Origin of the sequence: Halomarina ordinaria (assembly GCF_030553305.1) — an archaeon.
In the GTDB taxonomy this organism is placed as follows: Archaea; Halobacteriota; Halobacteria; order Halobacteriales; family Haloarculaceae; genus Halomarina; species Halomarina ordinaria.
Map to the genome: position 1 here is coordinate 1,380,559 of NZ_JARRAH010000001.1, position 13,437 is coordinate 1,393,995.

Genomic DNA, 13,437 nt, shown 5'->3' on the forward strand with positions numbered 1-13,437 from the left:
CACGAGGACCTTTACGACACCCACCCGATTTAATATGACTTAATATAGCATAAACAGAGGGATACCCCCTTGAGCAGAACTCTCATACGATGGGATTACTGCAGGTATGGTATGGCTGAACAACCACGGAGCTTCGCGGGCGGCGCCGGACTCGCGAGGCCCGACGACGACCGCGGTAGCTGCGGCGTCGGGGTCGTCATGGACCTCGACGGTGGGTGCTCCCACCGGGTCGTATCGGACGGACTGGACCTCCTGCGGAACCTCGAACACCGCGGCACGACCGGCGCCGAGGCGAACACCGGCGACGGCGCGGGTATCATGCTCCAGACGCCCCACGAGTTCTTCGCGGACGTCCTCGACTTCGACCTCCCCGAGGTGTACGCCGTCGGCGCCCTCTTCTTGCCGACCGAGGACGGCGCGCGGGAGCGACTGGAAGCGCTCTTCGAGGAGGTACTCGACGAGCACGACCTCGACGTGCTGGGCTGGCGGGACGTCCCGACGGACAACGCGGACCTCGGCCGGACGGCCCTCGACTCCGAACCGGCCGTCCGACAGGCGTTCGTCGCGCCGTCAGACGGCGCGAGCGCGGAGGCCGTCGACCGCCGGCTCTACGTCGCCCGGCGCGCCGTGGAGAACGCCGTCGAGGCGCGGGACCTGCCGGGACGCGAGCGTTTCTACGTCTGCTCGCTCGACCGCACCCGCCTCGTCTACAAGGGACTGCTCACCGCCGAACAGCTCCGCGACTACTACCCCGACCTGCACGACGAGCGCGTCGCCTCGACGTTCGCGCTCGTCCACGCACGGTTCTCGACGAACACCCTCGGCGCGTGGCACCTCGCACACCCCTACCGGACCATCATCCACAACGGCGAGTTCAACACCATCCAGGGGAACATCAACTGGATGCGGGCGCGCGAGAACGACCTCGCCCACCCGGACTTCGACGAGGACGACCTCGACACCCTTCGGCCCATCATCAACGACCCTGAGCAGTCCGACACCGCCAGCGTCGACAACGCCGTCGAACTGCTGTTGCAGGGCGGCCGCGACCTCCCCCACGTCCTGCGGATGCTCATCCCCGAGGCGTGGCGCGACGCCGAGACGGGCGTCCCCGAGTCGCGCCGCGAGTGGTACGACTTCCACTCCTCGCTGGTCGAACCGTGGGACGGCCCCGCCCTCGTCGCCGCCACCGACGGCGAGCGCGTCGGCGCGGTGCTCGACCGCAACGGCCTGCGCCCCTGTCGCTACGACATCCTCGAGGACAACACGCTCGTGATGGCGAGCGAGGTGGGCGCGCTCGACCACGACCCGGGCGACATCCGCGAGCGCGGTCGCCTCCAGCCCGGCCAGCTGTTCCTCGCCGACCCGAACGAGGGACGGGTCATCCCCGACGAGGAAGTCTTCGAGTCGCTCACCGACGAGCGCTACGGCGAGTGGGTCGCCGAGAGGCAGGTCCGCCTCGCGGACGACGACGCCCCCGACGTGGGCGACCCCGTCGAGGGACTGCGCGCCCGTCAGGCGCTCTACGGCTACACCCACGACGAACTCGACCACCTCGTCGAACCGATGGCCCGCGACGGGAAGGACCCCGTCGGGTCGATGGGCGACGACACGCCGCTGACCGTCCTCTCGGACTACGACCGGCCGCTCGACTCGTACTTCAAGCAGCTGTTCGCGCAGGTGACGAACCCGCCGCTCGACTACATCCGCGAGGAGCTCGTCACCTCCCAGGAGTGCCGCCTGGGCAACCAGCGCAACCTGCTCGCCGAGTCGCCCGAACACGCCGAACAGCTGGTACTCGACTCGCCGTTCCTCACCGACGCCCAGACGGCGGCGCTGAAGGACCTCGACGGACGGGTCGCCTCGCAGGTCCTCGACATCACGTTCGAGGCGAGCGAGACGCTCGCCGAGGCCGTCGAGCGCGTCCGCGACGAGGCCGCGCGCGCGGCCGACGAGTGCGACGTGCTCGTCCTCTCGGACCGCGCCGCGAGCGCCGAGCGCCTCCCGATTCCGAGCCTGCTCGCCGTCGGTGCCATCCACCACCACCTCGTCCGGACGGGGCTGCGCAACCGCGTCGGCCTCGTCGTCGAGTCCGGCGACCCGCGGACGGTCCACCAGATGGCGACGCTCGTCGGCTACGGCGCGGGCGCGGTCAACCCCTACCTCGCCCACCAGACCATCGCCGACGTCGTCGCCGGCCCGGACGGGGCCGACCGCTCCGAGGCACTCGCCGCCTACCACAAGGCGCTCTCTGACGGGCTGTTGAAGATCATGGCGAAGATGGGCATCTCGACGGTCGAGAGCTACCGCGGCGCCCAGATCTTCGAGGCGGTCGGCCTCGACTCCGCGTTCGTCGCGGAGTACTTCGAGGGGACCACCGCCCGCACCGGCGGCGTCGACGTGACCGACCTCGACGCCGGCCTGCGCGAGCGCCACGAACTCGCCTTCGGCGACGACCCGGCCCTCGAACGCCAGGGCGAGTTCGAGAACCGGAAGACGGGCATCCACCACGAGTGGAACCCGCAGACCGTCGGCATCCTCCAGCAGGCCGTCCGCCAGGGCGACTACGAGCGCTACACGGAGTTCGCCGAGCTCAGCAACGACCAGAGCGAGCGCCTCCAGTCGCTGCGGGGGCTGCTCGAACTCGACTCCGACCGCGAGTCGGTGCCCATCGAGGAGGTCGAACCCGTCCACGAAATCGTGAAGCGGTTCTCGACGGCCGCGATGAGCCTCGGGAGCCTCTCGCCGGAGGCCCACGAGAACAACGCCATCGCGATGAACCGCCTCGGCGCGAAGTCCAACACCGGCGAGGGGGGCGAACCGCCGGAGCGCTTCGGCACCGAGAAGGAGTGTAACGTCAAGCAGGTCGCCTCCGGGCGCTTCGGGGTCACCTCGAACTACCTCACGCACGCGGACGAACTGCAGATCAAGATGGCCCAGGGGAGCAAGCCCGGCGAGGGCGGACAGCTCCCGGGGATGAAGGTCAACGAGATGATCGCCCACGTCAGGTGTTCGACGCCCGGCGTCGGCCTCATCTCGCCGCCCCCGCTGCACGACATCTACTCCATCGAGGACCTGAAACAGCTCATCCACGACCTGAAGACGGCGAACCCGGACGCCGACGTCAACGTGAAGCTCGTCTCGGAGGCCGGCATCGGCACCATCGCGGCGGGCGTCGCGAAGGCGAAGGCCGACGCCGTCCACATCTCGGGGCACTCCGGGGGCACCGGTGCCTCGCCGAAGACGTCCATCAAGAACGCGGGCCTGCCGTGGGAACTCGGTCTCGCGGAGGCGAACCAGATGCTCCGGCACACGGGGCTTCGCTCGCGCATCCGCGTCACCGTCGACGGCGGGCTGAAGACCGGCCGCGACGTCGCCGTCGCCGCCCTGCTCGGCGGCGAGGAGTACGTCTTCGGGACGAGTTCGCTCGTCACCTCCGGCTGCGTGATGGCCCGGCAGTGTCACAACAACACCTGTCCGGTCGGCGTCGCCACGCAGGACGAGAACCTGCGCGAGCGCTTCCCCGGTCAGCCCGACCACGTCATCAACTACATGACGTTCATCGCCCAGGAGCTCCGCGAGCTGATGGCGGACCTCGGCTTCCGGACCGTCGAGGAGATGGTCGGTCGGGTCGACTGCCTGCGCCAGCGCGAGGACGTCACGCACCCGAAGGCGCGCAAACTCGACCTCACGTCGATGCTCGTCTCGCCCGACAGCGACGACCGGACGAAGACCATCGAGCAGGTCCACGACGTGGACGAGGCGCTCGACCACCGCCTCATCGCCAAGGCCGCCCCCGCGCTCGACCGCGAGGAGCCGGTCCACCTCAGTAGCGACATCGACAACACCGACCGCGCCGTCGGGGCGATGCTCTCGCACCACGTCTCGAAGCGCTTCGGCGAGGCCGGTCTGGCCGACGACACCATCGCCCTCGACCTGGAGGGCGTCGCGGGCCAGAGCCTCGGCGCGTTCCTCGCACGCGGTGTGAGCCTCCGCCTCACCGGCGTCGCCAACGACTACGTCGGCAAGGGGCTCTCGGGCGGGAAACTCGTCGTCGAGACGCCCATCGACGCCGCCTACGAGGCGGACGAGAACGTCCTCGTCGGCAACGTCGCGCTCTACGGCGCGACCGACGGCGAGACGTACGTCAACGGGGTGGCGGGCGAGCGCTTCGCGGTCCGCAACTCCGGCGTGAAGGCCGTCGTCGAGGGCTGTGGCGACCACGGCTGCGAGTACATGACCGGCGGGGCCGTCGCCGTCCTCGGCGAGACGGGCCGGAACTTCGCGGCGGGGATGAGCGGCGGTATCGCCTACGTCTTCGACGAGGACGGCGACTTCGAGTCGAAGGTCAACAAAGGGATGGTGACGCTCTCGCGCGACCTCGAGGAGCGCGACCGGCGGCTGCTCCGGCGACTCGTCGAGAACCACCGCGAGTACACCGGCAGCGAGCGCGCCGCCGACCTGCTCGAGGAGTGGGAGGAGGCGCTCTCGACGGTCGTGAAGGTGCTGCCCGACGCCTACGCGGCCGTCATCGAGGAACAGGAGCAGTTCGACGTGCGCGGGGACCTGCCGGCGAGCGCGACCCCCATCGCCGGCGGTGCCGACGGCGAGCGCGTCGGCGCGGACTGAGCGGGGAGCACAACCGGTTTCTCGTCGCCCCCCGTTCGACGTGACATGGCACCACACGGTTCGTTGCAGTTGGTCCGTCACGCGACGCTCCTCCTCACCGTCGGGGAGACGACGTTCCTCGTCGACCCGATGCTGAGCGAGGCGGGGGCGAACCCGCCCGTCCAGAACACGCCGAACGACCGGCGCAACCCCCTCGTCGACCTGCCCGATGGAACGTCCCTCGACGGGGCCGACGCCCTCCTCGTGACGCACCGCCACCAGGACCACCTCGACGACCCCGCAGTCGAACGGTTCGCCGGGGCACTGCCGGTGGTCTGTCAACCGGCCGATGCCGAGGAACTCGGGACCGAGTTCGACGAGGTGCGCACCGTCGACGACGCCCACGTGGTCGGGGACGCCGAGGTGGTGCGGACGCCGGCGCGACACGGTCACGGCGAACTGGCCGAGCGCATGGGTCCCGTCTCGGGGTTCCTCCTCCGGGACGAGGAGCGGAGCGTCTACGTCGCCGGCGACACCGTCTGGTACGAGGGGGTGGCGGAGACGCTCGCCGAGTACGACCCGGACGTCGTGGTCGTGAACGCGGGCGCCGCCCGGTTCGTCGAGGGCGACCCCATCACGATGACCGCCGAGGACGTCGTCGCGGTCTGCGAGCACACCGACGCGCCCGTCGTCGCCGTCCACATGGAGGCCATCAACCACTGCCTGCTCACCCGCGAGGACCTCCGGGCGGCCGCCGAGGAGGCCGGCGTCGGGGACCAGGTCCACGTCCCCGCGGACGGCGAGCGCGTCGCGTTCGAGTAGACCGGCGAGACCGGCAGGCGTTTGTCGCGGCCGGCCGCAGCGAGGAGCATGGACAGCGTACTCATCGTCGGCGGGACGCGCTTCATCGGTCGCCACGCGGTCGAGGAGTTCCTCGACCACGGCTACGAGGTGACGCTCTTCACCCGCGGGAACCGCGAGAACCCGTTCGCGGACCGCGAGGGCGTCGAGCACGTCGAGGGCGACCGGACGAACGACTCGGCGCTGGAACTGGCGCGAGAGCGCGTCGACCCGGACGTCGTCGTCGACTGCGTCGCCTACTACCCGAAGGACGTCCGCGCCGCGACGGAGATATTCGCCGACTGCGACGCCTACGTCTACGTCTCCTCGGGCGCCGCCTACGGCGCGTCGGTCGTCCCCAAGCGCGAGGGGGAGACGCCGCTGCACGACTGCAGCGCGGAGCAGGCGACCGACGACTCCTGGGACAGCTACGGCCCCCGGAAGGCGGAGGGCGACCGGGCGGTGTTCGCCGCCGCCGAGCGGGGCGTCCGCGCGATGAGCGTCCGACCGCCCGTGGTGTACGGGCCCCACGACTACACCGAGCGCTTCGACTACTGGGTCGACCGCGTCCTGACGCACGACCGCCTCGTCGTCCCCTACACCGACCTCCGCCACCTCGTCTACGTCGGCGACGTGGCGAGCGCGCTGCGCGTCGTCGCCGAGGACGGCGAGGCGGGCGCGGCGTACAACGTGGGCGACCACACGCTCCCCGTCCTCGGGGAGTGGGTCGAGTTGCTCGCGGCGGAGGTCGGCACCGAGGTCGACGTCGTCCGGGCGGGCGAGCGCGAACTGTCGGCCGGCGACCTCGAACCCGCCGACTTCCCGCTGTACCTCGACTACCCGCACGTCCTCGACACGCACGAACTGGAGTCGCTGGGCTGGACGGCGACGCCGCTCTCGGAGACGGTGGCGGCGACCGTCGAGGGCCACGAGGACGGTGCGGGCCGCGAGCAGGGGCCGGACCGCGAGGCGGAGGAACGCGTCCTCGGCGTCCTCGAGACGTTCTGATTCCGGGGTCGGGAGAACAAACCGTTATCACCCGCCCCCGGGGAGTTGGTGTATGTTCGAGAAGCACGCGTGGATTCGCCTGCCACGCAACGTCGTCGTCGGCCACGGCGTCCTCGACGAGGCCGCGGCGGCCGTCTCGGAGGTCCACCTCGGCGGGACGCCGCTCGTCGTCACGAGTCCGACGCCGCGGGAGATCGCCGGCGACCGGGTCGCGGCCCAGTTCGACGGGAGCGCCATCGTCACCGTCGAGACGGCGAGTTTCGCCGCCGTCGAGGAGGTCATCGAGACGGCGCGCGCCGAGGAGGTCGACTTCCTCGTGGGCGTCGGCGGCGGGAAGGCCATCGACATCGCGAAGATGGCCTCCGACACGCTCGCGATGGGCTTCGTCAGCGTCCCGACGGCCGCGAGCCACGACGGCATCGTCTCCGGGCGCGGGTCGGTCCCCGAGGGCGACACCCGCCACAGCGTGGCGGCGGAACCGCCGCTGGCCGTCGTCGCGGACACGGAACTCATCGCCGACGCGCCGTGGCGACTCACCACGGCGGGGTGTGCGGACATCATCTCCAACTACACCGCCGTCCGGGACTGGGAACTCGCCCACCGCCTGAAGAACGTCGAGTACTCCGAGTACGCGGGCGCGCTCTCGCGGATGACCGCGGAGATGCTCGTCGACAACGCGGAGTCCATCAAACCCGGACTCGAGGAGTCGGCCTGGATCGTGGTGAAAGCGCTCGTCTCCTCGGGCGTCGCCATGTCCATCGCGGGGTCCTCGCGGCCCGCCAGCGGCGCCGAACACCTCATCTCCCACCAGTTGGACCGCATCGCGCCGGGGGCGGCGCTCCACGGTCACCAGGTGGGCGTGGCGAGCATCGTCACCGAGTACCTCCACTCGGGGAGCGCGGGTCGCTGGCGGAACGTCCGGAACGCGCTCGCGGACCTCGGCGCGCCGACGACCGCCGCGGACCTCCACATCGAGGACGAGGACTTCGTCGAGGCGATGACGACCGCCCACGAGATACGCGACCGATACACCATCCTCGGCGACGGGGTGAGCCGCGACGCCGCGCTCGAGGCGGCGACGGTGACCGACGTCGTCTAGAGGGCGGCCGAGGACCGCGGCGGGCGCGCGCGCCACGCGCACTCGCACTCCGCGGCCGGGTCGCCCGTGACGTGCGTGCCGGAGAAGAGCGCGGCGAGGCGGTAGAGCGGTTCGCGGTCGGGGTCGTCCGCGTCCGTGAGACAGAGGATGGTGACCGAGAGGAGTTCGTCGAGCGAGGCGTCGATGCCGGTTCGCTCGCGCAGGCAGCGTCGCGCACCCGACTCGATGGTCTCGTCGCGTTCGACGGCGCCGTAGGGGTCGGTCCATCCCTCGCCGCCCTCCTTGACCGCGAGGACCTGGTCCTCGGCGTTCCGGACGCGGACCGCGGCGTCGACGACGCTCTGCGTACCGAGCGACGCCAACCGGTCGTACACCGCGGGTCGGACGGGGACCGTGGTCTGGCTGACCGCGAAGCCGTCGTAGACGTCGTCGAGCGCACTCAGGTGGGCGGAGACGCTCTCCTGTGATTCGCTTGCGGCCATCGTCCGTCGTTTCGAATCTATCGGGATAAACCCGGCCCACTCTCTCACCGCTCGGCCGTCATCAAATCGGGGCTTGAACGTCAGCCGTCGAGACACTGTGCTCCGGCCACAGGAGCGAGATGAGATGTCGTCGTGTGTAGGAGTCGGTCGCAGTCCCCCGAAAGGGGGAGCCTACATCGACGAAACAATCACCGATTCAGACGTGTTCGTCGAGGAACGACACGATTCGCGAGTAGGCCTCGACGCGGTTCTCCAGTTTGGCGACGCCGTGTCCCTCGTCCTCGAAGACGAGTTCCTCGACGGGGACGCCCTGCTCGCGGGCGGCCGCCGCGACCTGTCTCGCCTCCCCGACGGGGACGCGCGGGTCGTTCGCGCCGTGGAGGACGAACAGCGGCGCGCGGACGGCGTCGATGGTGTTGATGGGGCTGATGGACTCGAGGAACTCGCGGTCGTCGTCGAGCGAGCCGTACTCCGCCTCGCGGAGTTCGCGGCGCCACGACCCGGTGTTCTCGAGGAAGGTGACGAAGTTCGCGATGCCGACGACGTCGACGCCCGCCGCCCACAGGTCGGGGTACTCCGTGAGCGCGGCGAGCACCATGAACCCGCCGTAGGAGCCGCCGAAGGCGACGACGCGCGAGGGGTCCACGGCCGATTGGTTCGAGAGCCACTCGACGGCCGCCTCGATGTCGGCGACGCTGTCCATGCGCTTCTCGACGTCGTCGAGGTGGGTGTAGGCCGTGCCGTAGCCGGTCGACCCGCGGACGTTCGGTTCGAAGACGGCGTAGCCGTGGCGCAGGAAGTACTGCTTCAGCGCGTAGAACGAGGGGCGACGCTGGCTCTCGGGGCCGCCGTGGATGTCGACAATGACGGGGACGCCCTCGCCATCGCCGTCGCGCTCGGCGGCCGCGGGCGGTACGGAGAAGAACGCGGGAATCTCCCGGCCGTCGAAGCTCTCGTAGCGCACGAGGTCGGGTTCGACGAACGACTCGCGGGGGACGCCGGCGGTCGAGGCGCGCGTCCAGCGCTCGGTCTCCCCGGAGTCGACGTCGACGAGGTGGACGTTCGAGTTGTCGGTGCTCCCCGTCACCGTGAGCGAGAACCGCCGCGCGCCCGCCTCGAAACTGACACCGCCCGCGACGCCCCGCGGGAGGTCGACCTGCTGCCCCTCCCGGAAGGTCGTCCCGTCGAGGTCGCCGACCGTCAGGTCCGTGTAGCCGTCGACGTTCCGCGAGTAGACCGCCCGGCCGGTGTCGTGGTCGACGGCGAGGCCGTCGACGTTCCACGACTCGTCCTCGACGACGGGCGTGAGCGTCCCGTCGAGCGCGACGTGCGCGAGGTAGAGGCGGTCCGCGTCGCGGTCGGTGGCGGTGTAGATGCCCTCGCCGTCGGGCGCCCAGGTCGCGCTCAGGAACCGGACCGACCCCTCGTGGGGGGTGAGGTGGGTGAGGTCCCCCGAGTCGAGGTCGAGGGCGTAGAGGTCCTGGTCGAACGAGGAGTAAGCCTCCGAGACGACGAGCGCCGAATCGTCCGGCGAGAACCCCGCGACGGTGAGCCAGCCGTCGCCCTCGTGGACGAGGGTGGCGTCCTCTCCCCCCTCGCCGCGCCCCTGGACGTACACGTCGAACGCCGCCTCGTCGCGGCGGTTCGAGGCGAACGCGAACCGCTCGCCGTCGTGGCTCCAGCCCCCCCAGCGGTGTTTCGCCCGCCGGTCGCCGAGGTCGGTGAGGGGGACGACGGGGTCGGCCGCGGGGTCGGGGTCCGGGGCGAGGTCGAGTCGGTAGAGCTGCATCCGCTCGTCGCCGCCCTCGTCCATGCCGAAGACGGCCTCCTCGCGGGTCGGCGAGGCGGTGACGAACGAGACGGACTCGTCGTAGAAGGTCCGCTGTTCGGGCCACGTCTCGGGTTCGGCGAGCGACCACACCTGCGGGACGCCCGTCGTCGTCATGAGGAAGGCGAGCGTGCCGTCCGGCGTGAGCGTGCCGCCGTAGGCGCGTCTGATGTTGAGGTAGCGCTCGATGTCGCGCATGGGGAGGGGTCGGAGGGCACCGGGATAGCCGTTTGGGGGCGGGGGGAGAGAGGGGGTGGATTATAGGTGTCGCAACCCTCCCCCTCGACCATGGCTACGACTGGCTGGACGGCCGACCGCCTCACGGACCAGACGGGGCGCGTCGCCGTCGTGACGGGGGCGAACAGCGGCCTCGGCTACGAAGTGACGCGCGAACTCGCGGCCCACGGCGCGACGGTAGTGATGGCCTGCCGGAGCGAGGAGCGCGGCGAACGTGCCCGCCGGGAGCTGTACGCGGCCGTCCCGGACGCCGACCTCGACCTCCGCGCGCTCGACCTCGCCGACCTCGAGTCGGTGCGGGCGTTCGCCGAGGGGTTCCGCGCGGCGTACGACGACCTCCACGTCCTCGTCAACAACGCGGGCGTGATGCACACCCCCTACCGCGAGACGGCCGAGGGGGTCGAACTCCAGTTCGGCGTCAACCACCTCGGGCACTTCGCGCTCACGGGCCACCTCCTCGGCCGCCTCGCCGCGACGCCGGGGACGTCCCGCGTCGTCAGCGTCAGCAGCCTCCTCCACCGGCAGGGCGACACGGACTTCGACACTGACGAGGACGAGTACGACCGTCACGACGCCTACGCCCGCTCGAAACTGGCGAACCTCCTGTTCGCCTACGAACTCGACCGCCGCCTGCGGGCGGCCGACCTCGACGTGGTGAGCCTCGCGGCCCACCCGGGATGGGCGGCCACGAACCTCCAGCGCGCCGGTCCCGAGATGGAGGACAACCGGCTGAAGGCGCGCGCGATGGACCTCGCGAACGCGCTGTTCGCCCAGTCCGCGCACCGAGGAGCCCTCCCGGTGCTGTACGCCGCCGCCGGGTCGCCGGTCCAGGGCGGGGCGTTCTACGGCCCCGGCGGCCCGTTCCAGTGGCGCGGCCTCCCCGACCGCGTCGAGTCCAGCGACGACTCCCACGACCGGGCGGCCGCCGACCGCCTCTGGACGCGCTCTGCGGCGCTCACCGGCGTCACCTACGACGTCGACCGACTGGCCGAGGCGCGGCGCTAGTCGAGGTCGAACGAGTCGAGCAGGTCGCGGGCGGCCGCGACGTGCGCGTCGCCCTCCGGGTGTCCCGTCCCCTCGACGTGCGAGAGGAGCATGCGCAACTGCTCGACGCGCGTCTCGACGGCCGCTCGCGGTGCGTCGCCGTCCGCGACGTCCCTCGCGACGGCCGTCGCCTCGCCGAGCCAGCGGTTCGCCGTCGGGTCGAGCGGGAGGTCGGCGGTGGCGGCGAGGTGAGCGTGGACGCGAGCGAGCGGACGGTCGTCGGGGTCGTCGGGGTCGTCGGTCATCACTCGTACCGGAGCGCGTCGATGGGGTCGGTGCGCGAGGCGTTCCACGCCGGATAGAGGCCGGCGAGGACGCCGACGAGGATGCCCACGACGACGGCGATGGCGGTCCACGTCCACGGGAAGACGAACGGGATATCGACGAACACCGTCGCGACGTAACCGGCGACGACGCCGAGGACGGTACCGAGCACCGCCCCGACGACGCCGAGGACGACCGCCTCCAGCAGGAACAGCTGGAGGATATCGCGGTTCTGTGCCCCCACGGCCTTCATGATGCCTATCTCGCGGGTGCGCTCGGTGACGCTCACGAGCATGATGTTGGCGATGCCGATGGAGCCGACGACCAGCGAGATGACCGCCACGCCGACGATGAAGTCCGTGAGCGTGTCGAGGATGTCCCGCAACTGGTCGAGCAGTTGCTCGTTGGTCTGGGCGGCGAACTCGTAGTCGTCGGGCGCGAGCTGGGCGGCGTCGGAGTCCTCCTCCAGCGCCTCGACGACCCGGTCACCGACGGCCTCGGCCTCCTCGGGGCGCTCGGCTTCGACGACCAGCGTGGGGTAGACCCGGAGGTGCTCGCCGGTCGTCGGACTCGTCACGGTCGCCGAGTAGAACGGGTCCGGCGGGACGTACACCCGCGGGGACGCGTCGAGGCCGTCGAAGGCGCCCAGTCCCTGCGAGGAGGCGAGGACGCCGACGACCGTCGCGTTCACCGTCCGGCCGTCGCCGAGCGAGAGGTTCACCCGGTCGCCGACGGTGACGTTCTCCTCGAAGAGGCTCGCGGCGGCGGGGTTCACCACCACCTCGCGCTGGCCGTCCTCGAAGGCCCGCCCCTCCGCGATGTCCTCGTCGTCGAAGTAGGCGGGCGTGACGGCCGTCGCCTGACTCTGTGCGACCGTCTCGCCACTCGCCTCGACGGCCGAGAGCGGGACGACGCTCCGGGGGACGACGCTCTCGACGCCCTCGACCGACCGCAGGCTCTCCACGTCGCGTTCGGTGAACACCGGCTGAGCGCCGGCGCCGGGCGGGCCGTTCTCGTCCTCGGTCGCCCAGACGTTGACGCTCGCGGCGCCGCCCCCGCCGACGTCGCCGATGATGCTCTGTTCGAGGCCGCCGCCGAGCGTGACGAACGTGATGACGGCCGCGACGCCGATGACGACGCCGAGCGTGGTGAGCGAGGAGCGGAGTTTGTGCCCGCGGATGGACTGCCAGCTGATGCGCGCGGCCTGCCGGAGGTCCACTCAGGCCACCCCGTCGAGGTGCTCGATGCGCTCTATCTCGCCGTCGAGGAGGTGGACGATGCGGTCGGCGCGTTCGGCGACCGACCGCTCGTGGGTGACCATGAGGACGGTGTTCCCCTCGTCGTTGAGGTCGTCGAACCGGTCGAGGATGGTCGCGCCCGTCTCGCTGTCGAGGTTCCCTGTCGGCTCGTCCGCCAGCAGGATGGAGGGGTCGTTCGCCAGCGCGCGGGCGATGGCGACGCGCTGGCGCTGGCCGCCCGAGAGTTCGCTCGGGCGGTGGTCGGCGCGGTCCGCCAGGTCGACGCGCGCGAGGAGGTCGCGCGCGCGGGCGGTTCGCTCTTCGCGGTCGACCCCCTGGAAGGTCATCGGGAGCGAGACGTTTTCGAGCGCCGTGAGCTTCGGCATGAGGTTGAACGTCTGGAAGACGAAGCCGATCTCACGGCCGCGGAGGGCGGTCCGCTCGCGGCCGGAGAGGTCGGCCACCGAGCGGCCGCCGACCCGGACGGTGCCCTCGGTGGGCGTGTCGAGACAGCCGATGAGGTTCATGAGCGTGCTCTTGCCCGACCCGCTCGGTCCCATGACGGCGAGGTACGAGCCACGAGGGACCTCGAGCGAGACGCCGTCGAGCGCGTACACCGGTTCGCCGCGACGGTAGACCTTCCGCACGTCGGCGAGCGAGACGGCCGGCTCGACGGTCGATTGCTGGGCCGTAGCCATTGGCCGAGAGAGGGTCGCTCGTTCGATAAGCGTTCCGTCGGCGGGAGGGTCGACGGTCGGACGTCGGGCGGTGCAGGCGCGGGCGCCAGTG

Annotated in this window: 10 protein-coding genes; 5 read left to right on the forward strand and 5 right to left on the reverse strand. The window is 70.9% G+C overall.

Annotated features, from left to right (window positions below; genetic code table 11):
- The first annotated feature begins 111 nt into the window (after nt 1-111).
- The 4 genes from gltB to P1Y20_RS07560 are packed head-to-tail and all read left to right on the forward strand — an operon-like array spanning nt 112 to nt 7,555.
- Entirely contained in the window at nt 112-4,629 is a 4,518-nt protein-coding gene (gltB, locus tag P1Y20_RS07545; RefSeq protein WP_304448046.1) for a glutamate synthase large subunit, read from the forward strand.
- 45 nt (nt 4,630-4,674) lie between these two features.
- On the forward strand, nt 4,675-5,430 hold the full coding sequence (locus P1Y20_RS07550; protein ID WP_304448047.1) for an MBL fold metallo-hydrolase: 756 nt from the start codon (nt 4,675-4,677) through the stop codon (nt 5,428-5,430).
- Nucleotides 5,431-5,478: 48 nt separating this feature from the next.
- On the forward strand, nt 5,479-6,456 hold the full coding sequence (locus P1Y20_RS07555; protein ID WP_304448048.1) for an NAD-dependent epimerase/dehydratase family protein: 978 nt from the start codon (nt 5,479-5,481) through the stop codon (nt 6,454-6,456).
- Between the two features lie 52 nt (nt 6,457-6,508).
- On the forward strand, nt 6,509-7,555 hold the full coding sequence (locus P1Y20_RS07560) for an NAD(P)-dependent glycerol-1-phosphate dehydrogenase (RefSeq protein WP_304448049.1): 1,047 nt from the start codon (nt 6,509-6,511) through the stop codon (nt 7,553-7,555).
- On the opposite strand, the gene P1Y20_RS07565 is transcribed toward P1Y20_RS07560, so the two are convergent.
- Together P1Y20_RS07565 and P1Y20_RS07570 are read right to left on the reverse strand one after the other, a co-directional pair.
- Nucleotides 7,552-8,037 (reverse strand): NUDIX domain-containing protein, encoded by a 486-nt coding sequence (locus P1Y20_RS07565; RefSeq protein WP_304448050.1) that lies wholly within the window; start codon nt 8,035-8,037, stop codon nt 7,552-7,554. The genes P1Y20_RS07560 and P1Y20_RS07565 overlap by 4 nt on opposite strands.
- Before the next feature lie 196 nt (nt 8,038-8,233).
- Nucleotides 8,234-10,063 carry a S9 family peptidase gene (locus P1Y20_RS07570; RefSeq protein ID WP_304448051.1) on the reverse strand — a complete coding sequence of 610 codons (1,830 nt, stop codon included), beginning with the start codon at nt 10,061-10,063 and terminating at the stop codon, nt 8,234-8,236.
- Nucleotides 10,064-10,153: 90 nt separating this feature from the next.
- Between P1Y20_RS07570 and P1Y20_RS07575 the strand changes: the two genes are divergently transcribed.
- Nucleotides 10,154-11,107, forward strand: coding sequence for an oxidoreductase (locus tag P1Y20_RS07575; protein WP_304448052.1), 954 nt, complete (start codon nt 10,154-10,156; stop codon nt 11,105-11,107).
- Here P1Y20_RS07575 and P1Y20_RS07580 read toward each other — a convergent pair.
- From P1Y20_RS07580 to P1Y20_RS07590, 3 genes are read right to left on the reverse strand one after another with little or no spacing between them, the layout of a single operon-like run.
- Nucleotides 11,104-11,391, reverse strand: coding sequence for a DUF8152 family protein (locus P1Y20_RS07580; protein ID WP_304448053.1), 288 nt, complete (start codon nt 11,389-11,391; stop codon nt 11,104-11,106). The genes P1Y20_RS07575 and P1Y20_RS07580 overlap by 4 nt on opposite strands.
- Nucleotides 11,391-12,629 carry an ABC transporter permease gene (locus tag P1Y20_RS07585; protein WP_304448054.1) on the reverse strand — a complete coding sequence of 413 codons (1,239 nt, stop codon included), beginning with the start codon at nt 12,627-12,629 and terminating at the stop codon, nt 11,391-11,393. Before P1Y20_RS07585 ends, P1Y20_RS07580 begins: the two co-directional genes overlap by 1 nt.
- Nucleotides 12,630-13,346 carry an ABC transporter ATP-binding protein gene (locus tag P1Y20_RS07590; RefSeq protein ID WP_304448055.1) on the reverse strand — a complete coding sequence of 239 codons (717 nt, stop codon included), beginning with the start codon at nt 13,344-13,346 and terminating at the stop codon, nt 12,630-12,632.
- Between the last annotated feature and the right edge of the window lie 91 nt (nt 13,347-13,437).

What these genes read in the sequence shown, in the direction of transcription:
- gltB (WP_304448046.1), top strand. Translation starts at nt 112, where the DNA reads ATGGCTGAACAACCACGGAGCTTCGCGGGCGGCGCCGGACTCGCGAGG.
- P1Y20_RS07550 (WP_304448047.1), top strand. Translation starts at nt 4,675, where the DNA reads ATGGCACCACACGGTTCGTTGCAGTTGGTCCGTCACGCGACGCTCCTC.
- P1Y20_RS07555 (WP_304448048.1), top strand. Translation starts at nt 5,479, where the DNA reads ATGGACAGCGTACTCATCGTCGGCGGGACGCGCTTCATCGGTCGCCAC.
- P1Y20_RS07560 (WP_304448049.1), top strand. Translation starts at nt 6,509, where the DNA reads ATGTTCGAGAAGCACGCGTGGATTCGCCTGCCACGCAACGTCGTCGTC.
- P1Y20_RS07565 (WP_304448050.1), bottom strand. Translation starts at nt 8,037, where the DNA reads ATGGCCGCAAGCGAATCACAGGAGAGCGTCTCCGCCCACCTGAGTGCG.
- P1Y20_RS07570 (WP_304448051.1), bottom strand. Translation starts at nt 10,063, where the DNA reads ATGCGCGACATCGAGCGCTACCTCAACATCAGACGCGCCTACGGCGGC.
- P1Y20_RS07575 (WP_304448052.1), top strand. Translation starts at nt 10,154, where the DNA reads ATGGCTACGACTGGCTGGACGGCCGACCGCCTCACGGACCAGACGGGG.
- P1Y20_RS07580 (WP_304448053.1), bottom strand. Translation starts at nt 11,391, where the DNA reads ATGACCGACGACCCCGACGACCCCGACGACCGTCCGCTCGCTCGCGTC.
- P1Y20_RS07590 (WP_304448055.1), bottom strand. Translation starts at nt 13,346, where the DNA reads ATGGCTACGGCCCAGCAATCGACCGTCGAGCCGGCCGTCTCGCTCGCC.